The sequence below is a fragment of the Glutamicibacter sp. NPDC087583 genome (assembly GCF_044743685.1).
Taxonomy (GTDB): domain Bacteria; phylum Actinomycetota; class Actinomycetes; order Actinomycetales; family Micrococcaceae; genus Glutamicibacter.
This window is the reverse complement of record NZ_JBIUWY010000001.1, coordinates 360,237-385,625: the sequence shown is the minus strand read 5'-3', so window position 1 is coordinate 385,625 and position 25,389 is coordinate 360,237. Positions and strand designations below refer to the sequence as shown.

Annotated in this window: 20 protein-coding genes; 4 read left to right on the top strand and 16 right to left on the bottom strand. The window is 60.5% G+C overall.

All coding sequences use genetic code 11. The features are described 5' to 3' along the window. Window positions 1-19: 19 nt before the first annotated feature. Window positions 20-787 carry an SDR family NAD(P)-dependent oxidoreductase gene (locus ACIOU9_RS01880; protein WP_402695914.1) on the top strand — a complete coding sequence of 256 codons (768 nt, stop codon included), beginning with the start codon at window positions 20-22 and terminating at the stop codon, window positions 785-787. An 81-nt stretch (window positions 788-868) separates the two neighbouring features. Here ACIOU9_RS01880 and guaB read toward each other — a convergent pair whose 3' ends face one another. Continuing rightward, complete coding sequence (gene guaB / locus ACIOU9_RS01875) at window positions 869-2,374, bottom strand: IMP dehydrogenase (protein ID WP_105657608.1); 1,506 nt, start codon at window positions 2,372-2,374, stop codon at window positions 869-871. Between the two features lie 121 nt (window positions 2,375-2,495). Then, window positions 2,496-4,649 carry an acyltransferase family protein gene (locus ACIOU9_RS01870; protein ID WP_402695912.1) on the bottom strand — a complete coding sequence of 718 codons (2,154 nt, stop codon included), beginning with the start codon at window positions 4,647-4,649 and terminating at the stop codon, window positions 2,496-2,498. Window positions 4,650-4,947: 298 nt separating this feature from the next. Here ACIOU9_RS01870 and ACIOU9_RS01865 point away from each other — a divergent pair, with 298 nt between their 5' ends. Further along, complete coding sequence (locus ACIOU9_RS01865) at window positions 4,948-5,550, top strand: TetR/AcrR family transcriptional regulator (RefSeq protein WP_286134197.1); 603 nt, start codon at window positions 4,948-4,950, stop codon at window positions 5,548-5,550. Between the two features lie 40 nt (window positions 5,551-5,590). Here the strand turns inward: ACIOU9_RS01865 and ACIOU9_RS01860 are convergent, their stop codons facing one another. The 4 genes from ACIOU9_RS01860 to ACIOU9_RS01845 form a co-directional block, all read right to left on the bottom strand. Further along, complete coding sequence (locus ACIOU9_RS01860; RefSeq protein WP_133833648.1) at window positions 5,591-6,592, bottom strand: NADP-dependent oxidoreductase; 1,002 nt, start codon at window positions 6,590-6,592, stop codon at window positions 5,591-5,593. Window positions 6,593-6,799: 207 nt separating this feature from the next. After that, window positions 6,800-8,401: a chaperonin GroEL gene (gene groL, locus ACIOU9_RS01855; RefSeq protein ID WP_402695909.1), complete on the bottom strand. Its 1,602-nt coding sequence runs from the start codon at window positions 8,399-8,401 to the stop codon at window positions 6,800-6,802. A gap of 33 nt (window positions 8,402-8,434) precedes the next feature. Beyond that, a complete protein-coding gene (gene groES / locus ACIOU9_RS01850) occupies window positions 8,435-8,731 on the bottom strand; it encodes a co-chaperone GroES (RefSeq protein WP_133833647.1) in 297 nt (98 codons plus the stop codon). A 204-nt stretch (window positions 8,732-8,935) separates the two neighbouring features. Then, window positions 8,936-10,477, bottom strand: coding sequence for an amino acid permease (locus ACIOU9_RS01845; RefSeq protein ID WP_388022673.1), 1,542 nt, complete (start codon window positions 10,475-10,477; stop codon window positions 8,936-8,938). Window positions 10,478-10,932: 455 nt separating this feature from the next. Between ACIOU9_RS01845 and ACIOU9_RS01840 the strand changes: the two genes are divergently transcribed. Then, window positions 10,933-12,174: a THUMP-like domain-containing protein gene (locus ACIOU9_RS01840; protein ID WP_133833646.1), complete on the top strand. Its 1,242-nt coding sequence runs from the start codon at window positions 10,933-10,935 to the stop codon at window positions 12,172-12,174. A gap of 155 nt (window positions 12,175-12,329) precedes the next feature. Then, window positions 12,330-13,472, top strand: coding sequence for a glutamate--cysteine ligase (locus ACIOU9_RS01835; protein ID WP_105657616.1), 1,143 nt, complete (start codon window positions 12,330-12,332; stop codon window positions 13,470-13,472). A gap of 27 nt (window positions 13,473-13,499) precedes the next feature. On the opposite strand, the gene ACIOU9_RS01830 is transcribed toward ACIOU9_RS01835, so the two are convergent. The 10 genes from ACIOU9_RS01830 to ACIOU9_RS01785 all read right to left on the bottom strand — a co-directional run bounded on the left by ACIOU9_RS01830 (window position 13,500) and on the right by ACIOU9_RS01785 (window position 25,280). After that, window positions 13,500-14,174: a FadR/GntR family transcriptional regulator gene (locus tag ACIOU9_RS01830; RefSeq protein WP_133833645.1), complete on the bottom strand. Its 675-nt coding sequence runs from the start codon at window positions 14,172-14,174 to the stop codon at window positions 13,500-13,502. Next, window positions 14,171-15,442, bottom strand: a complete 1,272-nt coding sequence (locus tag ACIOU9_RS01825; RefSeq protein WP_105657618.1) for a CynX/NimT family MFS transporter — start codon at window positions 15,440-15,442, stop codon at window positions 14,171-14,173. The genes ACIOU9_RS01830 and ACIOU9_RS01825 overlap by 4 nt, the downstream gene beginning before the upstream one ends. 214 nt (window positions 15,443-15,656) lie before the next feature. Further along, window positions 15,657-17,237, bottom strand: coding sequence for a glycoside hydrolase family 32 protein (locus ACIOU9_RS01820; RefSeq protein ID WP_332487211.1), 1,581 nt, complete (start codon window positions 17,235-17,237; stop codon window positions 15,657-15,659). Between the two features lie 8 nt (window positions 17,238-17,245). Continuing rightward, window positions 17,246-18,193: an ATP-binding cassette domain-containing protein gene (locus ACIOU9_RS01815; protein ID WP_332487209.1), complete on the bottom strand. Its 948-nt coding sequence runs from the start codon at window positions 18,191-18,193 to the stop codon at window positions 17,246-17,248. Further along, window positions 18,190-19,107 carry an ABC transporter ATP-binding protein gene (locus ACIOU9_RS01810; protein ID WP_105657620.1) on the bottom strand — a complete coding sequence of 306 codons (918 nt, stop codon included), beginning with the start codon at window positions 19,105-19,107 and terminating at the stop codon, window positions 18,190-18,192. The genes ACIOU9_RS01815 and ACIOU9_RS01810 overlap by 4 nt, the downstream gene beginning before the upstream one ends. Further along, window positions 19,104-20,078 carry an ABC transporter permease gene (locus ACIOU9_RS01805; RefSeq protein WP_388022682.1) on the bottom strand — a complete coding sequence of 325 codons (975 nt, stop codon included), beginning with the start codon at window positions 20,076-20,078 and terminating at the stop codon, window positions 19,104-19,106. The genes ACIOU9_RS01810 and ACIOU9_RS01805 overlap by 4 nt, the downstream gene beginning before the upstream one ends. A 5-nt stretch (window positions 20,079-20,083) precedes the next feature. After that, complete coding sequence (locus ACIOU9_RS01800) at window positions 20,084-21,061, bottom strand: ABC transporter permease (protein WP_134779750.1); 978 nt, start codon at window positions 21,059-21,061, stop codon at window positions 20,084-20,086. A gap of 73 nt (window positions 21,062-21,134) precedes the next feature. Next, the gene (locus tag ACIOU9_RS01795) at window positions 21,135-22,811 is read right to left on the bottom strand and encodes an ABC transporter substrate-binding protein (RefSeq protein WP_332487202.1); all 1,677 of its coding nucleotides are present in this window, start codon (window positions 22,809-22,811) and stop codon (window positions 21,135-21,137) included. Window positions 22,812-22,855: 44 nt separating this feature from the next. Further along, window positions 22,856-23,881 carry a LacI family DNA-binding transcriptional regulator gene (locus ACIOU9_RS01790; RefSeq protein WP_402695904.1) on the bottom strand — a complete coding sequence of 342 codons (1,026 nt, stop codon included), beginning with the start codon at window positions 23,879-23,881 and terminating at the stop codon, window positions 22,856-22,858. 370 nt (window positions 23,882-24,251) lie between these two features. Beyond that, on the bottom strand, window positions 24,252-25,280 hold the full coding sequence (locus ACIOU9_RS01785; protein WP_286134199.1) for a LacI family DNA-binding transcriptional regulator: 1,029 nt from the start codon (window positions 25,278-25,280) through the stop codon (window positions 24,252-24,254). Window positions 25,281-25,389 lie beyond the last annotated feature (109 nt).

Sequence of the window (25,389 nt, the reverse complement as noted above, 5' to 3'; positions counted from 1 at the left end):
ACGCAAACAAGGAATTCCCATGAGTCTTGAACAGTTTTCACTGGCCAACCGTCACGTTTTGGTGACCGGAGCTGGCCGCGGCATCGGGCAGGCTATGGCACTGGCAGCCGTCAAAGCCGGCGCACGTGTCAGCGCAGTGTCCCGCACGGAGTCCCAGCTGGAGCAAACACGGCAGCTTGCCGGACTCGATGGGCAACGCCTGCACACCTATACCTGGGATGTAGCGCAAACCGGCAAAGCCAATGAACTTGTAGACCTTGCCGAAGGCAACGGTCTGGTTGATTCCGTGATCCATGCTGCGGGTGTGCAGCTGCGCAAGCAGGCCATCGATTTGGATCCTGAGGAATGGCGATGGGTACAGAAGGTCAATGCCGAAGCCCCTCTGTTCCTCAGCACCGAGATCGCGCGGCGGGAGATCTCCCGCGGCAGCGCGGTCGGAAGCCACGTCTTCCTCTGCTCCCTGGCAAGCACCATTGGGCTGCCCAATGTCGCACCATACGTCATGTCGAAGTCAGCCGTACTCGGAGCTGTCCGCGCGCTGTCCCGGGAATGGTCGCAACAAGGCATCCGCGTGAACGGCATTGCTCCCGGATACGTCCAAACGCAGCTCACTTCAGATCTCCTGGCCAAACCGGCAGACAGAGAACGAATCCTCTCACGGATCCCGATGAATAGGCTGGGGCACACTGATGACTTTGCCGGACCGGTGGTTTTCTTGCTTTCGGAAGCATCCCGGTACATCACTGGACAGATGCTCAACGTCGACGGTGGCTGGCTGGCCTCCTGAATCGGCTAGCAGAGATGCGAAAAACCCCATCGCCTCTGGCAATGCGCCAGTGGTGATGGGGTTTTCCGCATCAGATGAGCCTTAGCGCGAACGGTAGTTCGGTGCCTCAACGGTCATCATGATGTCGTGCGGGTGCGATTCCTTCAGGCCTGCTGCGGTGATGCGGACGAACTTGCCGCGTGCCTTCAGCTCGGGAACGGTGCGTCCGCCCACGTAGAACATGGTCTGGCGCAGGCCGCCCACGAGCTGGTGGGTGACAGCCGACAGCGGGCCGCGGTAAGGGACCTGGCCTTCGATGCCTTCAGGGATCAGCTTCTCGTTCGATGGCGCGTCAGCCTGGAAGTAGCGGTCCTTGGAGTACGAGGTGTTCTTGCCACGGGTTTCCATTGCGCCCAGCGAGCCCATGCCGCGGTAGGCCTTGAACTGCTTGCCGCCCATGAAGACCAGATCGCCTGGGGACTCAGCGGTACCTGCCAGCAGGGAGCCGAGCATGACCGAGTCGGCGCCGGCCACCAGGGCCTTGCCGATATCGCCCGAGTGCTGCAGGCCGCCGTCAGCGATCAATGGAACGCCAGCTGGAATAGCGGCCTTGGCTGCTTCGTAGATAGCGGTAACCTGGGGAACGCCCACGCCGGCAACGATGCGGGTGGTGCAGATGGAGCCCGGGCCAACGCCGACCTTGATGGCGTCAGCGCCAGCATCGATCAGTGCCTTGGCACCGTCATAGGTGGCTGCCTGGCCGCCGATGATGTCCACGTGCGCGGCCGCTGGATCCTTCTTCAGGCGTGCAATCATCTCCAGCACGCCCTGCGAGTGGCCATTGGCGGTGTCGACAACCAGTGCGTCAACTCCGGCGTCGATCAGGGTCATGGCACGCTCGTAGCCTTCGCCGAAGAAGCCAACAGCAGCTGCAACACGCAGACGGCCTTCGTCGTCCTTGGTCGCCAGCGGGTACTGCTCGGCCTTGTCGAAGTCCTTGACGGTGATCAAGCCGGTGAGCTTGCCGTCGTTATCGATGAGTGGAAGCTTCTCGATGCGGTTCTTGGACAGGAGCTCGATTACCTTCTCTGGAGCTACACCGTCATGAGCGGTCACCAGCGGCATGCCGGTCATCACTTCGTAGACCTTGGTGGTCATGTAGCGTTCGCGAGGAACAAAGCGGGTGTCGCGGTTGGTGATGATGCCCAACAGCTTGCGGTTCTCATCTACCACTGGCAGACCGGAGACGCGGTACTGAGCGCACAGCTCATCCCATTCAGCCAAGGTGGCACCCGGGTGCACAGTGACTGGGTCGGTGATCATGCCCGACTCGCTGCGCTTAACCTGGTCAACCTGCTTGGCCTGGGACTCAATGGAAAGGTTGCGGTGGATCACGCCGATACCGCCCTGGCGTGCCAGCGCGATTGCCATGGGTGCTTCGGTCACCGTGTCCATTGCAGCGGAGCTGATGGGCACCTGGATGTTGATGCGCTTGGTGAAGCGGGTGGTGGTGTCCGCCTCCGAAGGAATCACATCCGTCGGGCCGGGCAACAGCAGAACGTCGTCGTAGGTGAGTCCTTCAAAGGCAAAGGGGTTGAACTCAGTCACGGGGGAACCTTTCGGGGCGACAGCGGAGGTTGATTAAATGGTAGAGCTCTTTTGGCGTTCCGGTTATTCCTTCGTGGCGCACTGTGTTCAACCTCATGCCCCATCCCGCATCAGGGGTGACTTATTCCCAGTTTGTTGCTTCCTTGAAAGAAGAAGCGAACTGGCGCTTGGCACTGAGCACGAAGGTCTTGGACAGGTGCGAATCATCCAGGTACGTCAAGACGTTGCCAATGACAGCTTTGCAGACCCCCTCGGGGCAGAGCAACCCCGTCATGTCCAGGGAAACAACCTGGTCGCCATAATCATTGGAATCCAGGAATTGCTCCACTGGATTCACGCTGTTCAATGCGTAGCCGGCCGAACCATCGCAGTTGGCAGGAAGTCCCTTGTTCGAATCCACGCATTCCGGAATGGAGTAGGTATAGCGCGGGGTATCGCGCATCGCGATGACCCGGCTTCCGGCATCGAGCAGCGGCTGGATCATCTCGGCGTAGTTGTCCACCAGGATCTCCTGCTCCCCCGGGCTGCGAAGCATGTCATCAGGGTCCGCTACGGTCTTGCTGGCCGTGGTCAGCACCATCTGCGGAGCCAGGTCCGCTACATATTCCTGCGCCGCGTCCTGGAAGCCGGAGCAGGCTTCTTCCACGCGGTCCGCATCGGAGCCGTAGCGGCAACCCGGTTCGTACACCAGGATCCAGCTGCCGCCAGCTTCCTCGATCATTGCCGAAGCCGCCGCGGACCAGTGCTGCATGTGCGAATCGCCCAGCAGTACCAGGTCCGGCGCTCCCCCGTCGAAAGTACCGCCCTGCTCGCAGAAGTGGATGCGCTCGTCGTCTGGAGCGTTCGCCCCTTCGCAGACATCGCCGGGAGTCTGCCATTCGCTATCCAGTTCGGTCGCCAGCGGCAGGGTCAAAGCCGCAGGTGACGGATCCCAGTCATCTTCGGCGTTGGCCCCGGGGTTGTCGGTGGCGGTCTGCGCCGCGGCCATGGCCCTGCGGTGCTCGACGTTGTTCTCCCAGGCCATCACCGGAAGGCTGGCTACGCCAAGCCCCACAGCGACCACGGCAAACTGGGCAATGAGCTTGAACCCGGTTTGCGGAATCAGGCGCGAGAAGCTGGCACTGGCTTGCCAGGCGATGGCCGGTTTCTCGACGAACTTGGTGGTGGCCCATGAAGCGAGGATCGAGGCAAGAATCAAGACACTGCCGGCAGCGAAGGAGGCCTTCTCGTTCCCGGAGACCTCAAGGTAGAAGACCAGCAACGGCCAGTGCCACAGGTACATGCCGTAGGACAGGTCGCCCAGCTTTACCAGCGGGGGCAAGGAAAGCAGGCCCGACGGGTTGGCCCAGCTGCGCGGTGCCGGAGCCGAGATCACCAAGGCGGCGGCGACCGTGGGCACCAAAGCCATGAAGCCCGGGAACTGCCCCTGCACATCCAGTACGGCGCCACTGCCTATGACGGTAGCCAGGCCGGCCCAGCCTCCGATGCGGCGGATCTTCTCGGGCAGGCTGGAGAGCCACGGCAATGCCAAGGCGAGCAGCGAACCGAGGGCGAATTCCCATAGGCGCGCGCCCGTGTGGAAGTAGGCCACCTGCTGGTTGGTGGCGGTGATGTGAATGGAATACGCGAGCGAGCCGAGGAAGATGGCTCCGAAGGCGCCGCCTGCTACGGCGGCGAAGCTGTGCCGGGAGAAGAGCTTCTTCCAGAGCAGTGCGCTGCCGGCAAGAACCAGCGGCCAGATGATGAAGATCTGTCCCTGGACAGACAGGGACCAGAAGTGCTGCAGCGGCGAGGCGGCGGCTGTGTTGAAGGCGTAGTAGTCCACCTGGTGATCCGAGAGGTACCAGTTCTGCCAGTAGAACAGCGCGGCATTGGACTGGTCGATCAGCTCCAGCCAGCGCGTACTAGGCAGGATGATCCATGCCGCGATGACCACGCCAATGATGACTACCGCCGCTTGCGGTATCAGGCGCGAGAATCGATGCAGCCAGCCGTCGAGCAGAGGCGGGCGCTGCCCGCGGGCGATGCGCCGTGCGGTGGAAGAAGTGAGGAAGAAGGCGGAGAGCATCAAGAAGATGTCCACACCGCCGGAGACCCGGGAGAACCAGATGTGATAGCACATCACCAGCAGGACTGCGAGGGCGCGAAGTCCCTGCAAATCAACTCGGAAACCGGCACGCTGGGTGCTTGTCCGAGACTGATCCAAGGTATGGCTCACTGGCTGCGCTTTCTTCGGGGACAGGTAATTGTCCTCGGCGTTTTCTACTTGATTCACGTCAGACAACCAACCATCTTATCAATTCGCCATGGCCACACCGTGCGAGTTGACGCTGCTGCCGCTGTAAAGCAGCGTATATAGATTGACCGTATTGGCCTGACCTGCTCAGGATTAGCTGTCGAAATTCGAGAACTGGCGCAAAGTTCCACGGCGGTTTGCCGCCCAGCCATCGTCGGCACGGCGGCAAATTGTTGCTTGGCCAGGTGAGCGAAGTCAATCCGCGCATTCTGAAACAACAGCTTTCTTGATTAGACTCATGAATAACTCTGATCAGTTCTAGCCGAGGGGCTCCCGGGTGACGTCTTCAACTCCTATGCCAGGACGACGCGAACGCAACAAGCAGGCGAAGCTTGAACGGATCATCTCCGCGGCCAGCGAACTCTTCGCGGCACACGGTGTCGATGAGGTCACCACGCAGCAGATCGCCGACGCGGCGGATATCGGAACCGGAACCCTTTTCCTCTACGCCAAGTCCAAATCCGAGCTGCTGCTCATGGTGCAGAACCACCGCTACGAACGCTCCTTGGAGCAAGGCATCGAGGCCTCTAAATCAGCAAAGACCGCGCTGGAGGCAACGATGGCCCTTTTGGTACCGATCATCGACTGCAATCGGAAGCATGTCGACAACGGGCGCTTTTATCTGCGCGAAATGGTTTTTGGCGATTCGGCGGAACCGCATCATGCCGAAGCCCTGCGCATAGCGGCGTTGACCGAACAGGCGATTGCCGAGCTCCTGGGCACGCATAGGAATCTGGAGGCGCCGGAGGCAGCCACGATTGCGCGGGCCATCACTTCCATCCAGTTCCTGGCGATGGCTACTGCTGCGGACCCGGCACTGGCCACAGCTGAAGTCGCCCGGGGCATCCGCGCTCAGATTGCTGCAATCCTCCCCCACTGACGAGCAAAGCGCGCCCACCGCCCAGGCGAACGCGCTCGCTTTACTTCTGCTGCATGGTGATGACGGTCTTGCCGCGCCGGCCACCAGCCTCCATCGATTCAAGGGCCTCTGCAGTTTGCGCAAAACCGAAGACCTGGCCCACCACGGGCGTCAGGACCCCGGAGTCCACCAGTTCGGCAATGCCTCGCAGCTGCTGGCCGCTGGGCTTCATGAAGAGGAACTCGTACCCGACACCCAGCTTCTTGGCCTTCTTGAGAACTGACCGGCTTAGCGCGCGGACCGCCAAGCCCATCACCGGATTCAGCCCTGCTTCCTTGGCGAATGCCGGAGTCGGCGGACCCGAGATGCCGATGACCTTCCCTCCAGGGCGCAGAACTCCCAGCGACTTGGCAAGCGTTTCGCCGCCCAGGCTGTCAAGCACCAGGTCATAGCCCGAGATACTTACCTGGAAATCCTCGGTCTTGTAGTCGATGACTTCATCGGCTCCGAGATCCTGCAAGAATTCGGCGTTCGTCGCCGACGCTGTTGTCGCGACGTAAGCGCCCAGGTGCTTGGCCAGCTGGATGGCGATGGTTCCGACGCCGCCAGCGCCAGCGTGGATGAGTACTCGCTGCCCCGGCTGCAGATTTCCCCGCTCAACTAGTGCCTGCCACGCAGTCAGTGCAACCAGGGGCAGCGAGGCCGCTTGCACCAGGTCGATGGAGACAGGTGCCTTCGCAATATCCATTTCATTCACGGCCATGCGCTGGGCGAAAGCTCCGATCCGATGATCTCGAGGGCGGGCAAAAATCTGGTCCCCTACCGTAAAGCCGCGGACTCCTGAGCCGAGCCCGATCACGGTCCCTGCGACGTCGTGGCCGAGAACCAGCGGCATCTTGTAGGGCAGGATTGCCTTGAATTCGCCTGCGCGGATCTTCTCGTCAAGCTGGTTGACGCCAGCGGCCGCAATCTCGATGAGTACCTCCCGCTCCCCCAACTCAGGTTCAGCGACCTCGGCCTGCACCAGGGCACCCTTGTAGTTTTCGAGAACGAACGCGTGCATGGAAGATCTCCTGTACGGATATGAAATGGGCATCAATCTTTGACTGAGTTCAATTATGAGCGCACTCATTTATCGTGTCAATGAGCTGGGTCACCCCGGGTGGATCGTTTTCTGAGAACAAAAAGCCGCCGCTGGATCCAGGAGATAAATCCTGGATCCAACGGCGGCTTTCGCTCACGAAGCAATGCTTCGGTGACGGGCTAAACCCTAGTGGCCGTGCGCCTCTTCAGCTTCTTCAGCCTTCTCTGCCACCAAGGTCTCGGTGGTCAGAACCAAGGCCGCGATCGATGCTGCGTTGCGCAGTGCCGAGCGGGTTACCTTGACTGGGTCGATGACGCCTGCGTGCAGCAGGTTCTCGTAGACACCGGTCTTGGCGTTGAAGCCTTCGTTGGCTGGGGACTCCGCCACCTTGGAAGCAACTACCGCACCGTCGAAGCCGGCGTTGGTAGCGATCCAGAAGAGCGGCTGCACCAGCGCGCGGCGGACAATCGCAACGCCTGCTGCTACGTCGCCTTCGGTGGCTGCGATGCGGGCATCGGTATCCAGCGAAGCCAGCGCGTCGACCAGGGCGGTACCGCCGCCGGCAACGATGCCCTCTTCCAGGGCAGCACGGGTGGAGGACACAGCATCCTCGATGCGGTGCTTGCGTTCCTTCAGCTCGACCTCGGTGGAAGCGCCCACCTTGATCACGCCGATGCCGCCGGACAGCTTGGCCAGGCGCTCGGACAGCTTCTCGCGGTCCCACTCCGAATCGGTGCGGTTCAGCTCAGCCTTCAGCTGGGCTACGCGCTCTGCGACATCTTCCTCGGTGCCAGCGCCATCAACGATGGTGGTGGAATCCTTGGTGATGGTCACGCGGCGTGCCGAGCCGAGTACCTCGGTGCCAACCTGGTCCAGGGACAGGCCCAGTTCCGGGGAGACAACCTGGGCACCGGTGAGGATAGCCAGATCCTGCATCATTGCCTTGCGGCGGTCGCCGAAGCCTGGAGCCTTGACGGCTACCACGTTCAGCAGGCCGCGCAGCTTGTTGACCACCAGGGTGGAAAGGGCTTCGCCCTCGACATCCTCGGCGATGATCAGCAGCGGCTTCTTCGCTTCCAGGACCTTTTCCAGCAGTGGCAGGAATTCTGCCACGGTGGAGATCTTGGCTGGGTTGATCAGGATCAGTGCGTCTTCCAGGACAACTTCCTGGCGCTCCTGGTCGGTGATGAACTGTGGCGAGAGGTAGCCCTTGTCGAACTGCATGCCTTCGGTCAGGACCAGCTCGGTAGCGGTAGTCGAGGACTCCTCGATGGTGATCACGCCATCGGTGCCCACGGTCTTGAAGGCCTTGGCCAGCAATTCGCCGATTTCATCCGACTGCGCGGAGATCGCGGCTACGTTAGCAACCTTGTTCTCTACGGCAACGGCGTTAGCGGCCAAGGCGTCCGAAACGATCTCCACAGCCAGTTCAATGCCCTTGCGGACATCGCCCGGAGCGGCGCCTGCGGCGACGTTCTTCAGGCCTTCCTTGACCAGGGCCTGAGCGAGCACGGTGGCGGTGGTGGTGCCGTCGCCTGCTACGTCATTGGTCTTGGTGGCTACTTCCTTGGCCAGCTGCGCGCCAAGGTTCTCGTATGGATCTTCCAGATCGATCTCACGCGCAATGGTGACACCGTCATTGGTGATGGTCGGGGCGCCCCAGGTCTTGGCAAGCACCACATTGCGGCCGAGTGGGCCGAGGGTGACCTTCACCGTGTTTGCGAGCTTATCAATGCCCGCTTCGAGGGCGCGTCGCGCTTCCTCGTTGAATGCTAGCTGCTTAGCCATGCATTTTCTCCTGAAACTTTAGAGAGGTTGGCGTTACTTTACGACGACTGCCAGTACGTCGCGAGCCGAGAGCACCAGGTACTCTTCGTTGCCGACCTTGACCTCGGTTCCGCCGTACTTCGAGTACAGGACTACGTCGCCTTCTGCAACGTCCAGGGGAATGCGGTTGCCGTTGTCATCGATGCGGCCTGGGCCTACGGCGACTACGGCGCCTTCCTGTGGTTTTTCCTTAGCGGAGTCTGGGATGACCAGGCCCGAAGCGGTGGTGGTTACGGCTTCGACCTGCTTGATGACAATGCGGTCTTCGAGCGGCTTGATGGAGACAGACATGGTCTCTCCTTTTCGTGTATGAACCAATGGTTGTAGGGGTGCGCCCTATGGCATTGGACCAACCGTCGTCGCGGTGCCAGTTGGTGGTATCCAGTCAGGCGGTGTGTAACGCTGCAAGCTGCAGATGCAACTTCCATCGTGACACCCACACATGACTTTAGGACGAGCTTTAGCACTCGGTCAAGGCGAGTGCTAATCATTGCCCTACTTCTTCACACCGGTTCGCGCAGAGCGCACAGCCGCGGACTCTTCGATATCCTCCGGAGCGTCCAGATCCATCTCGGTGAGCTTGACCATCTTGGACTTGGTCACCATGCGGTGCACCAGCCACAGTCCGAGGAACAGCGGCAGCCCGATATAGGCCGAGAGCACTTCCAGCCCGTGGCCGGCCAGCACCGCTTGGTAGTTCTGACCGACGATCACGGCAATCAGCATCAGGAAGGCCACGATGGGTCCTAGCGGGAAGAGCGGGGCCAAGTAGGGCAGGTCCTTCACGCTGTAGCCCTGGGCGAGATAACCGCGGCGGAAGCGGTAGTGGGATACGGCAATACCCACCCAGACGATGAACCCGCACAGCCCCGAGACATTCAGCAGCCAGGTATAGGCCGCACCCTGGCCCACCAGGGCGGTGAGGAACCCGAAGAGGCCTACCGCAGCGGTGGCCAGCAGAGCCATGATCGGCACGCCGCTGGAGTTGGTGCGCCCGAAGATCTTCGGAGCCTTGCCATCGTGGGCCATGGAGTAGAGCATGCGGGTTGAGGCGTAGAGCCCCGAGTTGCCAGCCGAGAGGATGGCGGTGAGAATGACCGCGTTCATGGCAGCAGCGGCAAAAGCGATGCCGGCCCGCTCGAAGACCAGGGTGAAGGGCGAGGAAGCCACGTCGGCTTCGCCGCTGGCCAGCAGGCTCGGGTCGGTGAACGGAATCAGGCAGCCGATGATGAAGATGGCACCGATGTAGAAGAGCATGATGCGCCAGAACACCCGGCGGATGGCCTTGGGCACTTCGCGGCGCGGATCCTTGGCTTCGCCTGCGGCGACACCCACCAGCTCGGTGCCCTGGAAGGAGAATCCGGCAATCATGAAGACCGAGACGATGGACAGCCAGCCGCCATGGAAGACATCCTTGCCTTCGCGCCAGTTGGCCAGCGGATCGGTGTGCGCGCCGAGCACCCCGAAGATCATCAGAACGCCGGCGGCCAGGAAGGCGATGACGGTGACCACCTTGATCATGGCCAGCCAGAACTCGCCTTCGCCGAAGGCCTTGGCGGACAAAGCATTCAAGGCGGTCAAGGCCACCAGGAAAGAGCCGGCCCAGACCCAACCGGGGACATCAGGCAACCAGAAGCTCATCACGATGCCAGCGGCCACCAGTTCCGCTGCAACAGTGATGGCCCAGTTGAACCAGTAGTTCCAGCCGATGGCGAAGCCGAAGGAGGGGGAAACGAAGCGGGTAGCGAAGGTCTGGAAGGATCCGGCCACCGGGATCTTCGCGGTCATCTCGCCCAGGGACTGCATGAGCAGGTACACCATGAGACCCACCGCGGCGTAGGCCAGCAGCGCGCCGCCGGGACCCGCCTGGGCAATAGTGCCGCCGGAGGCCACGAACAGCCCGGTGCCGATGGAACCGCCAATGGCGATCATCTGCAGGTGGCGGCTGCTCATGCCGCGCTTGAGCTGGTTCTGCACCAGGGGTGCGGGATCCACGGCCTTTGGACCGGTTGTCGACGTCACTGTCGTTCGCTGCATAGGTTTCATCACAGGTGCCATACAACACCAGTTCCACAGGGGAATGCGACGTGGATCACTTCAGGTCTTGCGGAGGACATGCAGCCGCTCGCAGCAAGCGGGGCGACTTGGTCCAGCGAACCGCTTCCTAGTGGCGGAGAACTGTAAAACAGCGATAGGGCTACTCGTTAGCCAGATGATCCAATTAGCAACAAGCATTACTCTCTCTAACGAAATCAATGCCTATGAGATAGCGATACTTAGTCTTTTCGTTTCAGGGCTTCACATCTCCCGGCTTCGAACTGCTCTTGGCGCAACTGCTGGGCGGCCGGATCCCGGAGCTTGGCGAAGCCCGCTTGGCGATTCTGTGAATTCTGAATGTGACGCGTTTTTGTCACATAGATCACTGGCCCTGCGGGCTGGGCACACCGAGAGGGCCAGTCTGTTCCAAGACGCATCAACGATAGTCTTGGATCATGGCCCAGGCTTCAAATGACTCTACGCTCAATGAACAATTCGCCGCCCTGCTTTCGGAAGACGGCTGGAAGCTGCTTTCCACCATCGACCCGTCCATGGTGGCCACCAAGGATGCTGCTTGGTCGCTGAATGAGAAGCTGCGCAAGGAAGGCCACGACGCCCAGGTGGTTCGCGCCGTCATGGCGCAGGCCGAGCTGCGTTTCCGGGCGAGGGTGAAATTCGGCCCCTTTGCAGACTCGTTGATCTTGACCCCGGCCGGACTGGAGCAGGCCACGCGCCTGACCATCGCCGGGCTGCATGCCCGCCGCTACACCAATGCCGGTTCCACCCACGTCGCAGACCTCGGATGCGGCATCGGCACCGACTCCATTGCGCTGGCCAGCGCTGGCCTGCAGGTCACCGCAGTAGAGCTGGATGAAACCACCGCGGCAGCCACAACCTTGAACCTGATGCCCTTCGACAATGCCACCGTGATCCACGGCAGCGCCGAGGACACCGATCTGACCGGGATTGACGGCGTCTGGCTGGATCCAGCCCGGCGTACCGACGTGAAGGGAAGCACCCGCCGACTCTTCGACCCCGAGGCGTTTTCCCCGCCCCTGTCTTTCGTGGAGAAGCTGGTGGACTCCGGGCTGGACGTCGGAGTGAAACTCGGTCCGGGCCTGCCCCATGAAGCGATTCCGGCGAACGCCGAGGCTGTCTGGATTTCGGACCACGGCTCGGTCATCGAGGCCTGCCTCTGGTTCGGCAAGCTCAAGCGCAAGGACATCGCCCGTGCCGCGCTGGTCATCGACAAGGACGGCGCCCACGAGTTGGCCAGTGCAGCTGCCGCGGCAAATGATCAGCCAGCCCCGGTAGGCGAATTGGAAGCGCACATCTACGAACCCGATGGCGCAGTGATCCGTTCCCACCTGATCTCGACCTTGCTGGAGCGCACTGGCGGCCACCTGCTCGATGAGCACATCGCCTACTTCACCCATAACCAGCAGATTTCCACGCCGTTTGCCCGCGGATACAAAGTCATGGCAGTGCATGACTACAACGTGAAGAAGCTGCGCAGCTGGGTGAAATCCAACGGCATCGGCACATTGGATATCAAGAAGCGCGGAGTCGACGTCACGCCCGAAGAATTGCGCCGCATTTTGCTGGCAGGCTCCCCCAAGAGCGCCAAGAACAAGGCAACGCTGATCCTGGCTCGCCTCGGCGACAAACGCGTAGCTTTCGAGGTCATCCCGCACTAGTCTGGGGTGACGCAGGTCCCACCGGAGCATTGTCCCGGCAGGAGCGGCGCAATACATACAATGAGTATGGAGAAACATCGAGGAATCGGTGGACGCTCCATCCACTTTGTTCGGCTCCGGAGCATTCCGTCCGAGACGTCATCAATAGGAGCGCCGTGCAGAAAATCGAGTTCGCCCACTCTTCCCAATCCACTATCGGTGTCGAATGGGAAATCGCCTTGGTCAATCGCGAAAGTGCGGACTTGTGCTCGGTTGCCGAGAGTATCCTTGACCAGCTCAAGGATGAGGCCGGTCTTGACCGCGAAGATGAGCATCCGACAGTGAAGCCGGAATTGTTGATGAATACCGTGGAGGTGGTCACCGGTGTCCATACCAACGTGGCAGACGCGGCTGAGGAACTGCGCACCAACGTGCGCATGCTCAACGAGGTCGCCGGAAACCACGGCGTGGACCTGTATTCCGCGGGCTCCCATCCTTTTGCCGCTCCGACCTTGCAGCCGGTGACGGACAAGGACCGCTATGCCAAGCTGATTGACCGCACCCAGTGGTGGGGCCGCCAGATGGTGATCTACGGCGTGCACGTGCACGTGGGCTTGGACGATCGCGAAAAAGCGCTTCCAATCACTGACGGTTTGATCAACTACCAGCCGCATTTCCAAGCACTCAGCGCCTCCTCCCCGTACTGGGGCGGGGAAGACACCGGCTACGCTTCGCAGCGTTCGCTGATGTTCCAGCAGCTGCCAGCTGCCGGGATCCCCTTCCACTTCGATTCATGGTCCGAATACGAATCCCACGTTGCAGACATGCTGCATACCGGGGTTATTGATGATGTCTCCGAGATCCGCTGGGATGTGCGTCCGGTACCTCGTTTGGGCACCGTGGAAATGCGCATCTGCGATGGCGTGAGCTCTCTGGATGACATTGCCGCTTTTACCGCACTGACCCAGTGCCTGGTGCACGACATGTCGCTATCCATCGAAGCCGGCTACAAGATTCCTGTTATGCCGGCCTGGTTCCGAGTGGAGAACAAGTGGCGCGCCGCCCGCTACGGGCTGGATGCCATCATCATCCTCAACGCCCAAGGCGACGAGATGCTGGTGACCGACCACCTGCGCTCAGAGGTCAAGCGCCTGGCACCGATTGCCGAGCAGCTGGGATGCGCCGAGGAACTGCAGGGCATAATCCGTTTGATCGAACGCGGGGCGGAATACCAGTTGCAGCGCAATACCTTTGCGGCTTCGGGCGGGGACTTCAAGGCAGTGGTGCAGGAAAACGTCCGGCGCATGAAGGCTGTTTAGTCCGGGCAGCGCCCTCGAAGTCAGGAATTAAGGCATCCAGCTCATGCAGTAATCAAGATTCTTGATAACAGTTCGAGCTGCTGCTTCGGGATCGCCTGCTTCGATTGCGTCTACCAGTGATTCGTGGCCCTCGTGCAGGCAGCCATCGAATCCGTCGGAAAGCCTCTGGACCATCTTGGTTCCGTGGAAAACATCCCCGAAGCTCTCATAGATCTCATGCATCAGCGGAACACGGGAAGCCCGCGCCACTTCCAGATGGAATTTCCAGTCGGCTTTCGCCCACGCAGGATAATCCCGGTTTCCCCATGCTTCGCTTCGCTGGCCCAGCAACGCGCGCAACTGTTCGACTACTTTTGCATCAGCGGCTTTGGCAGCGAGCCGGGCCGACTGGGTATCCAGGGCGAATCGCACCTGGAGCACGTCCTGGTCGGAGTGGTCTCGGTACACCCGTTGGGCGGTGCCGCTGATCTCGCTGGTCGCGCGCACGTAGGTGCCATCTCCACGGCGGACCTCGAAGATCCCCGTGCTGGCCAGCGCCTTGATGGCTTCGCGCAAGGTCCCGCGGGAGACGCCCATTTCCGCCATCAGCTCGGGTTCAGCCGGAACGCGGTCCCCCACCTTCCAGCGGCCCTTCGCTACGGCGCTCTGCAGCTTCGCCACAACCTCTTCGGACAAGGGCGGACGCAATGGGGTCTTGCTCATGGCCGCTCCGCTTCAGCCGAGCCGTCCACTTCGATCAACGGATGCGAATCGGCTTCGGTACGCAGGCCGCCCAGCTTGTAGCAGAACAGAAGCTGCACCACAGCGAAGGCGAGGATGATCACCAAGCCAACCGTCCAAGATCCCAATGCGCCCTGCATGAGCCCCAGGGCGAAGGGTCCAATGGCTGCAATCAGGTAGCCGACAGATTGGGCCACCGTGGACATTGCTGTCGTTTCTTCTGCGCTGCCGCCACTGCGGCTGAGCATGAGCATCACCAGCGGGAACACCCCGAAGCCCAGGCCAATGAAGACCGAGCTGATCAAGGACAGTTCTACCGGCAAGAGCAGCAGAGCGATAAAACCGAGTACCGAGCAGCTGGTAGTCAGCACGAAGGCACTGCGCAGCAGGGCCGGCTTCGAAGCCATCCAGAGCATGATCATGACTGCCGGGATGCTGACTCCCTGCACGATGCCCAGCATCAAGCCGGCATCAACTGGCTCCAGCCCGCGCGAAATGAGGATATGCGGCAACCAGCTGACCACGGTATAGACCAGCAGCGACTGGATGCCGAAAACAGTGGTGAACAGCAAGCCCTTGCGCGTGGCCAGTAGCGGCCATGGAGAAACATGCGTGCCCTTCTGAACAGCGGAACGCTTCCCGGAGATGGACAGCGGCACAAAGACCAGCAAAGCCAGGCCGGCGGGAATCGCCCACAAAGCCAATGCCGTCGTCGGCGAACCCGCCTTCACCGCCAGCGGGACGCTGATTGCGGAGGCCAGCGTCGCGCCGATGGACATGGTGGTCGTGTAGGCCGCGGTCATCGACGCGGCGCGGTTCCCGTGGTGCTCTCGAATAAATGAGGGCATGGCCACATTGCAGATGGCCAAGCCGCACATGCCTACCACGGTGCCGGCCAGCAAGGCCCAAGTTGAATCGACAATGCGCAAGGCCAGCCCAGCGGTGAGCAGCAGCAAGGACAGGGCGATGCCCAGTTCCAGTCCGGTCCTGCCGATCACCAAGCTCGTTGCCGCGCCAGCCACGGCAAAGCACAAAACTGGGATCGTCGGCAGCAGCGAAGCGATGAACGTGCCGTACCCCATCATCTCCTGCAGGTCATGGAAGAGCGGAGATGCCGAGGCAATACCCATGCGCAGGTTCAGCCCGACGAGGATCACCGCCGCAACTGCCAGTGCGCTTGCCCGCCAGGGATGCTTGGCGGCTTTGCTGGCAGGAGGCGGGGCCGCGGATTCTGATGCGTTGTCGATCACGTTTAAACATTAGACGTTTGATGTTTCACGCGGCGAATCCTGTGATCCAGCGCACCAGAACCTCGCGGCGTGCCCGCTTCTGTCCGCCAAGTACTGCTGCTCGGGGCCGAACTCCGGCTACGTCGTGCACTTGGCAAGCACCGCAGGATGGCCCGCGACCCGATTTACCCCAAGCCACCCTCGGGCTTCCTGGATCCTGGCAGCAGCCAGCCTCCTATGCGAAGCCCAGCTCGCGCGCCGTGAGATTCTTGTATGACGCTTTCCCGCCGGAGACAAAGAGCTTGATCCCGGCATCAGTGGACAGCGGGAACACGCGATGAGAGTGGACGAGCCGCCCGTCGCCGAAGAACACCTCGACGCTAGAGCGATCCACCAGGATGCGCACGTCGAGTTTCCCGCTCGGTACCTCCAATGGGCTCTTGGATTCGCCCTTATCCCCCGGATGGAAGCCCGGCTTGCGATTCACATAGGCGAACCCGCCGGCCAAATAGAGCCCGGTTGCCACATGGCGCGTTCCGGATACGGCCCGGCACAGCTCGAAACCGATGTTTTCCGGCGGGTTGGCCGGGTCCCACTGCAATTCGCACTGCAGCACATAAGCACTGCTGGAGAACGGGAGAATCTTCTCCCCCGAAACCACAGGGCTGCCGAACTTGGTGGTTGCACGGGCTAGCCTGTCCAGCTGCGCCACCGGAACAGAAGCGAGGTAATTGCCATTCGGTCCGGCAACCATCCGCACCTCGCGCACAATCATGTCGTCTCCGTTGTAGCCATCGGTGGCCATGCTCGGAGCATTATGCGGATAATCCCAGAAGTTGTTCCAGCCAATGGCGCGGCGCATTCCGGGATTTTCGCTGCCATCGGCGTGGTGGTCCGGATAGGTCACCGCGCCGTAGAAGTCGAAGCCCCAATCCAGCCATTGCGGCTCGGCCTGAGAAGCAGTGAAGGCCTTTCCGTCGAAGTCGCCAATCCAGTAGGCGTAGGTAGCGGGCAAATCGCGGGGCTTGCCGTTAGCGCTGGTTCCCAGCACCCAATGCCTGGAACCATCCGAAGCCTGGATCTGGAAGAGATCTGGGCATTCAAGAATGCCCAGAGTGGTGCGCACGAATTCGCTGGTTCTCGTCCACTGCTTCAGATCCGCCGAAGCATAGATTCCGATGCGGTCTCCCTCGGCATTGAGCAGGACCCACTGAGAGCTCTGCTCATGCCAGATCACCTTCGGGTCTCGGAAGGCATCGGTGCCCGGGTTGGCCAGAACCGGTTCGGTCCCTCCGGGTTTGAAGCTGCGTCCCTTGTCGGTGGAGTACCAGAGGTACTGGGCCTGCACGCCATTGGGGGCTTGGGTGACCAAAGCAATCAGCGTGCCCTTCCCGTATCCTGCGGTGTTTTGCTGGTCGATGACAATTGATCCGGACCAGCAGTCCCCGTTGGGGCTCTCATGCTTGCTGATAGCTACGCCGCGGTCAGTGAAATTGACGTGGTCAGTGGTGCTCGCCATGCGCCAGCTGGTCCCATTGCCGCCGAGAATGTAGTCCTCGTTGTAGAGGTAGTAGTACAGGTATTCGCCATCAAGATACACCGGACGCTGCGGGTCGTTCTTCCAATTGTCGGGGACGCTGAAGTGGTAGGTGGGACGGTAGCTCATGGCCGGGGAAACGCCCCTCTTGGTCTTGGAGCTGCCTGCGGGAGCGGCATGGGCTGCATCTGGGCCAACCCCGGCCAGCCCCAAAGCGGTGGCTGCAGCCAGGGTTTTGACAACATTTCTCCGGGAGGCGCTGCCGTAGGCGGCATTCATATCCAGATTCAATTCATTTCGCTTTCGCCGGCCAGCACCCAGTGCTGGCGTGATTCATCGATCATGTGCTTTTTCAGGGTGGTGCTGGCCGACCAGCGGTGGATCTGTTCACGCAGGGCCGCGCGCTTCGACGCATCCTGGCTGCTGTCGCGGTCCGGGTCGGGTACCGCGCCCACCAGCAGCCGGGTGTATGGATGCCGGGGATTGTCCAGCAGCTGCACGGACTCGCCCGACTCGACTATTCGCCCCTCGTTAAGTACCGCGATCCGGTCCGAGAGATAGCGGGCGGATGCCAAGTCGTGGGTGACATAGAGGATGCAGATCCCATGCTCATCGCGCAGCTTGTGCAGCAGATTCAGCACGCCGATCCGCACCGAGACATCCAGCATGGAGGTCGGCTCATCGGCCAGGATGACTTTCGGCTTGGCTGCCAGCACGCGGGCGATTGCAATGCGCTGGCGCTGTCCGCCGGAGAGCTCGTGCGGGAATGAGGACAACACATCCGGGCTCAGCCCGACGGTGGACACCAGCTTGGCCATTTCTGCGCGCTTGGACTTGATGCTTGGCTGGTGCAGCGCCAAGGCGCGTTCCAGGATGTGCTCCACTCGGAAGGCCGGGTTCAACGAACCGAAAGGGTCTTGGAACACCATTTGCACTTCGCTGCGGTAGTTCCGGGCCGCTGATCCCTTGAGCCCGGATATGTCCTTTCCATTGACCAGCATTTCCCCGGAATCCGGTACCTCAAGCAATGCCAAGCAGCGGGCCAACGTCGATTTACCGGAACCTGATTCGCCCACCAGCGCCACGATTTCACCGCGGTGCAGCTCCAGGTCGATACCCCTCAGGGCCGGAACCTTCGTGCGACGGAACAGTGCGGTGCTGGTGAAAGATTTGCTCAGCGAACGGATACGCACCACTGGCACCATAGAGGCGTGCTTGGCAGCTGTCGAGGTCATGGCAGTTCTCCTTGAGTGAGGACCGGGGCTTGGGTCGGGGCGACCCAATGGCCTTCGCCTACCTGCCTAAGGTCCTTGATGTTGGTGAATCTGGTGCCTTCGGCCAAGCCGGTGAGCTTGACTTTCGGTCCGTGCAGGGGCGGGAACGCTCCGAGCAGCGCCTGCGTATAGGGGTGCTTCGAACCATGGCGCAACGACGGCGCCGGTGCCAGCTCCACGATGCGCCCGCCGTACATGATGCCAATGCGATCGGAGAGCTCAAGCATCAGCGACATGTCATGGGTGATGAACAGGATGGCGAATCCGAGTTCGCTTTGCAGTTCCCTGATCTGCTCCAGGATTTCTTGCTGAACCACTACGTCCAGCGCCGTGGTGGGCTCATCCAGGATCAGCAACCGCGGGTTCAGCGCACAGGCCATGGCAATGACAATGCGCTGGCGCTGTCCGCCTGAAAGCTGGTGCGGATAGGCCCGCAATCGCGCCGGATCGATGCGCACCATGGTGAGCAGCTCTTCGGCGCGCTGCACCGCGGCAGCACGGGTGCCGCCACGGTGCGTGCGGATCACGTCGACAAACTGCTCGCCAATTCGAGTGACCGGGTTCAATGAGTTCATCGCCGACTGGAATACCATGGCGACGTTGTTCCAGCGCCAGGCGCGCAGTTCCGCTTCGTCCATGCCCAGCACATCTTGGCCTTCAAAGAGGATCTTGCCGTGGGTGATCCGCGCAGGATCTTTCAGCAAGCGCATGATCGAGTTGGCAATGGTGGACTTGCCGCAGCCGGACTCCCCCGCCAAACCGAAGATTTCACCGGAGTGGATGGCGAAGCTGACCCGGTCAGCGCCGCGCACAGCTCTCTCGTCGCTGACGTACTCGACGGTCAGGTCCTGGACTTCCAATACCGGGACGCTCATTTTTCTTCCTTTCGCACCACGGTAGTCGCCGCGGTGCTTCTCGTTGCATGCTTCGGGCGGCGCAGGCGCGGATTGGTGATTTCATCCACCGCGTAGTTGCACAGGGCCAAGGCGAAGGCGACCAAGGCGATGGCCAGGCCCGATGGCACGAAAATCCACCATTGGCCCAGCATCAGCGATCCGTCGCTGGTCGCCCAGAACAGGTTGGTACCCCAGGAGATGGTGTTCACGTCGCCCAAGCCCAGGAATTCAAGCCCAGCCTGTGCGCCGATGGAGCCGATGATGCAGCCAAGCAGCGTGGTCATGACGACCGAGGCCATATTGGGGAGCATTTCGCGGACCATGATGCGCAGCGGGCGCTCGCCCGATACCAAAGCCGCGGCAACATAGTCTTTTCCGCGGATGGACATGGCCTGGGAACGCATGACGCGTGCGCTGCCTGCCCATCCGGTAATCATCAGCACCACGATCACCGTGCCAAGACCAGGCGGCATGAATGCCGCCAGGATCACCAGCAACGGCAGGCCGGGCACCAGCAGGAAGACGTTGGTAACCAGGGAGAGCACCTCGTCCAGGCCGCGGCCGAAGTAGGCCCCGCTCAACCCGACCAGCACGCCGACAATGGTGGAGAGGATGCCGGCGGCGAAGCCGACGAAGAGCGACGAGCGGGCACCCCACAGGGTCAGCCCCAAAACGTCTTGGCCCTTGCTGGTGGTACCCAGCCAATGCTCCATGCTTGGTGCGCTGGCACCGGCCGAGGTAATCCGCGACGGATCCCCGGGGAAGAGCGCCGGGGCAAGCAAGGCCAGGATGATAAAGGCAAGCAGGATGCTGAGCCCAGCCACGGCCTTGCCGTTGCGGAGCAAAGTCCGCAGCAACCGGGTAGCACTGACTCTGGCACGCGCGGAGCCGCTTTCCTCCGCTGGTTGCGAGGCAGCCAGAGTCTGTGGATCTGTAGCATTCTGGGTCATGGCGATCAGCCTTTCCGCACGCGAGGGTCGAGTCGGACGTAGACAAGGTCTACGAGGAAGTTGGCTATCAGCACCGCGGCAGTAATGGTCAGGAACATGCCCTGCATCAGCGGGTAGTCAAGGCCTTGGACAGCGCCGAGCAGCTGGTAGCCGACGCCTGGGTAGGCGAATACCACTTCGGTCAGCAGTGCGCCGCCGACGATGAAGCCGATGCTCATGCCCATGCTGGTGACCGATGGCAGCATCGCGTTGCGTGCCGCGTAGTTCAGCATGATGCGGTGCGGTCGCAGCCCCTTGGCCTCGGCCATCAAAATGTAGTCTTCGGAGTTGGTGGCAATCATGGTGTTGCGCATGCCCAGCATCCAGCCGCCCAGGGAAACCAGCACGATGGTCAGCGCGGGCAGGACCAGGTGCGCTGCAACGTCCAGGATGAATTCGAGATTGAATCCGGGAACCAGGCCTACGGAGAAGGCATGGCGCATCGGGGCGACGCCCATGTTGATGCCGAAGATGTACAAGGCCCCCATGGCTAGCCAGAAATACGGGAAAGAACCGATGAACACCAGCAGCGGTGGAGCAACCGAGTCCAAGAAGCCGCCACGGCGCCAGGCGGCAAGGATGCCCAGGAGGTTTCCGAGGATCACGGCGAAAATCAATGAAGTCAGTCCCAGCAGCAAGGTCCACGGCAGCTGCGAGGCGATGACCTCGGAGACTGGAGTGGGGAAACGGGAAATCGACATCCCAAAGTCGCCGGTCAAGACACGGCCAAGATAGCCAAAGTATTCGGGGATGATGGGGCCGCCGTCCACTCCCATCAGGGTTCGAAGTGCTTCGACTTGTTGTGGCTCAAGCCGTTGCTGCGAGCGGGACAGCATGCGGGTGACGGGATCGCCTGGCATCAGCCGCGGTAGAAGGAAATTCAGGGTGATTGACGCCCAGAAGGCTAGGAGATAAAAGCCCAAGCGCCGTAGGAGGAAACTCATGTTGTGTGTCCTTGGCTAAGGATCGCAACGCAGCGGGCGGACGGTATCCGCCCGCTGCGAAGGGAAAATGTTGCTAGTTCGCTGGTTCCAGGCTGGTGAGCACCAGAACGGTGGTCGGGGCCCGGTTGCTCAACGTGGCATACGGGTTATCTTCGGTTGGCCAACCCACGAAGTTCTCAGTGGTGTAGGCACCCCATTCCGGGCCGGCGAATAGCGGTACTACCGGTGCCAGTTCGCTGTAGCGAGCCTGCAGGTCGTTAACGATCTGCTTCTGTTCTCCCTCATCGCCGGCAGCCACGAACTTGTTCAACAGCTCATCTGCTTTTTTATCGCTGAACCGGTGGTAGTTGTCAAAGGTCTGCTTGCCCACGGGCTTGACGTTCTGGCTGCCCATGAGGTTGAGGTAGTACTGGTAAGGAGTCGGAGCGTTAGCGGTCCAAACGATTCCGGTGTCGAATTCACCGGTTTCGTAGCTTGCGGTCACCGCGGCCCAATCCGGCGAATCAACAGTGGCCTTGATGCCCACGTCCTGGAGGTTTTGGGCGATGATATTCGCTACCGAAAGCCAATCCGAGGAGGTTGAACCCACGGAGATATCGAAGGTGAATGGCTTGCCAGCGGCGGTGGTGCGCTGCCCCTGTGCATTCTCCTTGAAGCCTGCTTCATCAAGAAGCTTCTTTGCGCCTTCCACATCCCGCGTGGTCCAGTCGCACTGTTCGACGACCGCAGCGTCGCGCCACTTGTCATAGTTGCCGGACAGTCCGGTGCAGTCCGCTGGTTTGGCGTAGTCGGACATGCCGACCTTGACAACCTGTTCGCGGTCTACGGCCATGCTCAACGCCTTGCGTACGCGAACATCCGAGAATTCTTTCTTGGTAGTGTTCAGCTGCCAGTTGATTTCGGCGCCAGTGGTCGGGAACCAGAAATGACGGTGCTCCGGATCCTTGTCCACGTAGGTCGATTGGATATCCGGCATGTAGGTTTGCGTCCAGTCAACATCGCCGGAGATGGCGGCGAGGTTGGCTCCGTCGTTGCCGGCGAAAGCGAGCATGCGGATGCCGCCGATATTCTGCTTCTCGGGTTGCCAATAGTATGGGTTCTTGCCCAATTCGAAGGACTGCGCCTGGAAATTGGCTACTTCGGTGTATGGTCCGGTGCCTACCGGTTTCGGGTTCTCTTCATTTCCGGGCTTGTCGAACTTGGACCAGATGTGGGCCGGAACAATCACCTGCTGGCCCAGTTCGTAGAGGGCCGGGGTGAATGCCTGCTTGAAGTGGAACTCGATGGTCGAGTCATCGAGAGTCTTGATGGACTTCAGGTAGTCATAGCCGCCGAGCAGTTCCTTTTGCAGTTCAACTGAGAGCTTGACGTCCTTGGACGTCAGCGGGGTGCCATCGGAGAATTTAACGCCCGGACGCAGATTGAAGGCCAGCGACTTTCCGTCTTTGCCTGCACTCCACTCCGTGGCCAGCCAAGGCACGGTGTCGCCGCCTGCCGGGTTGTAGACCAGCATGGATTCGTAAATGGACTGCCCGGTCATTGGCGCAGCATTGGGCGAGAAGGGGTTGAAGTTTTTTGAGAAGGTTCCCATGTCCTCGCGCGGAATGGTCAGGAACGCGGCGTTGGCTGATCCGTCGCCCCCTTCAGTTCCGCCTGGATTCGATGCGACGCATCCGCTCAAGGCGAGGGTGCCGGCCACAGCGGTCGCGGCCACGGCAAGGTGCGCGCGACGTAAGTATTTGATTATCATTGAAGTTCCTCATCCATTCATGTGATGTGTAGCGGAGGGGAAGTTCATCTGCGGCCGTGCATGGCCACAGACGAACGAATGCGTGGGGGGCAGCCGATGGTAATTTGGCGATTCTCGATCGGCGAGCCCTCTACCATTTGATTCAATAGGGACACCCCCGCCATGCCCAGTTCTTCGAAGGGCAAGGCAATGGTTGTCAGCTTTGGCCGCATATGCGGTGCCAGAATTTCCTGATCATCGAATCCGACGATTGAAATGTCTTTTCCCACCTGCAATCCGCGTTCCTTGATTGCGTCATAGGCGCCCATGGCGATCCGGTCATTTCCGCAAAAAATTGCGGTAGGCGGATCCAGTTGGCTTAGCAGCGTTTGCGTACCGTGGTACCCGCTGTCGGCAGTTCCATCACCAGGCACGATCCGGGAATCATCGAATTCAATTCCGTGATCGCGCAGGGCCTGCTTCATACCGGCTTGGCGTCCGATTTGCGCAGGAATTCCTGTTTTGAGAGTGATGTGCCCGATGCTGGTGTGCCCGGCCTTGGCCAGGATTTCAGCGGCAGCGTATCCGCCTCCGAATTCATCCGGAACAATTGATGGCAATTGGCCGCCGGCATCGAAGCAGTTGACCAGTACGCAGGGAACTGATTTTGCATTTTCCGGCACCGTGATTTGGCGGTGCCAGGAAGTCGCGATGATCAATCCGCCAACCTGCTGTTCAAGCAACTTCTCAACGGCGAGGTTATCCATGCCTGGATCATCGTCGCTGGGTGCGATAAGGAGGAAGTTGCCGTCTTTCCATGCTGCCTGCTGCGCTCCCTTGATCACGTCAGTGGCAAAGGGCGAGGTGGCAATTTCGGTCACCAGCCCGAACCAGGAGCTGCGTTTGCTGGCCAAGGTTCGTGCGGCTGCGTTGGGGCGGTAGCCCAGTTCGCGCGCCGTTTGGTTGATTCGTTCTCTTGTGGTTTCGGGGATGCTTGATTCCATCCGGCCGTTGAGTACGAATGAGACGGTTGTTCGGCTCACCCCGGCTACTTTGGCAACGTCGGCCATGGTCACTGACTGCTGAGACATGCCCCTCCTCCCCTTCGAGATCAGTGCGTTTCGCGTCGTGCCAAGGGTTTGCTAACACGATTCAGTAACGCGCGTTACTACGCTGTGAAATAAGGTAACCTACATCACTTACGGCTGTCAAGGAAGAAGTTTTGCGGCAGTGAAAATCATTGACAGGATCGACTCCTGACCGTCAAGGCCATGGATCCAAGACATGGGAATCCCTTGCTTCATTCAGCTGAGTAGGGCAAATGGGACACGATGCCACAGGGCAGAGGCGTAATCAGCACCCCGAAGCATGGCAGCCATTCCCCGAAATGGCACTGGTGGACACAAAGGAAATCGTGGAAATCAGGTTCGCGGAACCGGCCAGCTCGGTTGTGCCCGCGAGTCAGCGGGATTTCATGGACTCGCGCTCGATGAGCGGCATGTCGATCTGATGCTCCCCGGGCTCCAGCTTTCCATCGAGCAGAAGCTCAACGGCCAGAGCACCCATCCCCTCATATGGAAGTCGAATAGAGGTCAATTGCGGGCGAAGGTAGCTGGCAATGATCTCGTCATCGAAAGACAGCACGGACAGGTCCGTTCCTGGCTTCAGGCCATTTTCGGCGAGCGCTTGGAAGACACCCATGGCCACGCGGTCATTGGCGCAAATGATGGCGTCAGGGTTGTACCCGTCGGCTAGCATCCGGATTGTTGCTTCATATCCGTCGGTGGGGTTCCAGTCGTCGAGCACCCAGTGGCCCAGTACTTCGAGGTTTGATTCCGCCAAGGCTCTGCGCAGGGAGCCGAAGCGGCGAGAGATACTTGGATAGGTTCGCGGATCCTTTTCGGCGTTTTCAAGTTCACCGATGACCGCAACACTCTTCGCCCCGGATTCGATAACCCTCTGCACGGCTTTAGCCCCCGAATCCATCTCATTGGGAAGCACTGCGACGCAAGGGCTGTCGTCAATGCCGTTGACCAGCACGGTGGGCAATCCAGTTTTCGGGATCTTCAAATCACGTTGGCGAGAATCCATGAACCCAAGAATCAGCCCGTCAACGTCCCGGTGGGTCATCTGCGTTATTGCTTCAGCCATTTGCTCTGGCTTGCCGAAGGTCTCAGCAATGAGCACCGTATGGTCTCGCTCTTCCGCTGCGCGCAGGATGCCGGTGATCATTTCGGAAGCAAAACGAGTCACGGTAACTTGATCAGAGATGAACCCCAGGGTGCGCGTCTTCCCGCTTCGCAAGGATTGGGCTGCCGCATTTGGCCGGTAACCCAGTTTCTTGGCGGCCGCGCGCACTCGTTCCGTGGCTTCGGCGGACAGTCGCGTGCCCGGCTTATTGTTCAGGATCATGCTGACGGCAGCCTTGGACATCCCCGAAGCTTCTGAAACGTCAGCAATTGTTATCCGCTTGGCTTTAGGCGATTCCACATTTCCCTCTTGAGACAGTTCGAATGCAATTATTCGACCCTAGCCTATTGCAGTGATTCGGCCACGCTGTTAGAGTCTTGTGCTAAATCCATTTAGCCAACTCATATCG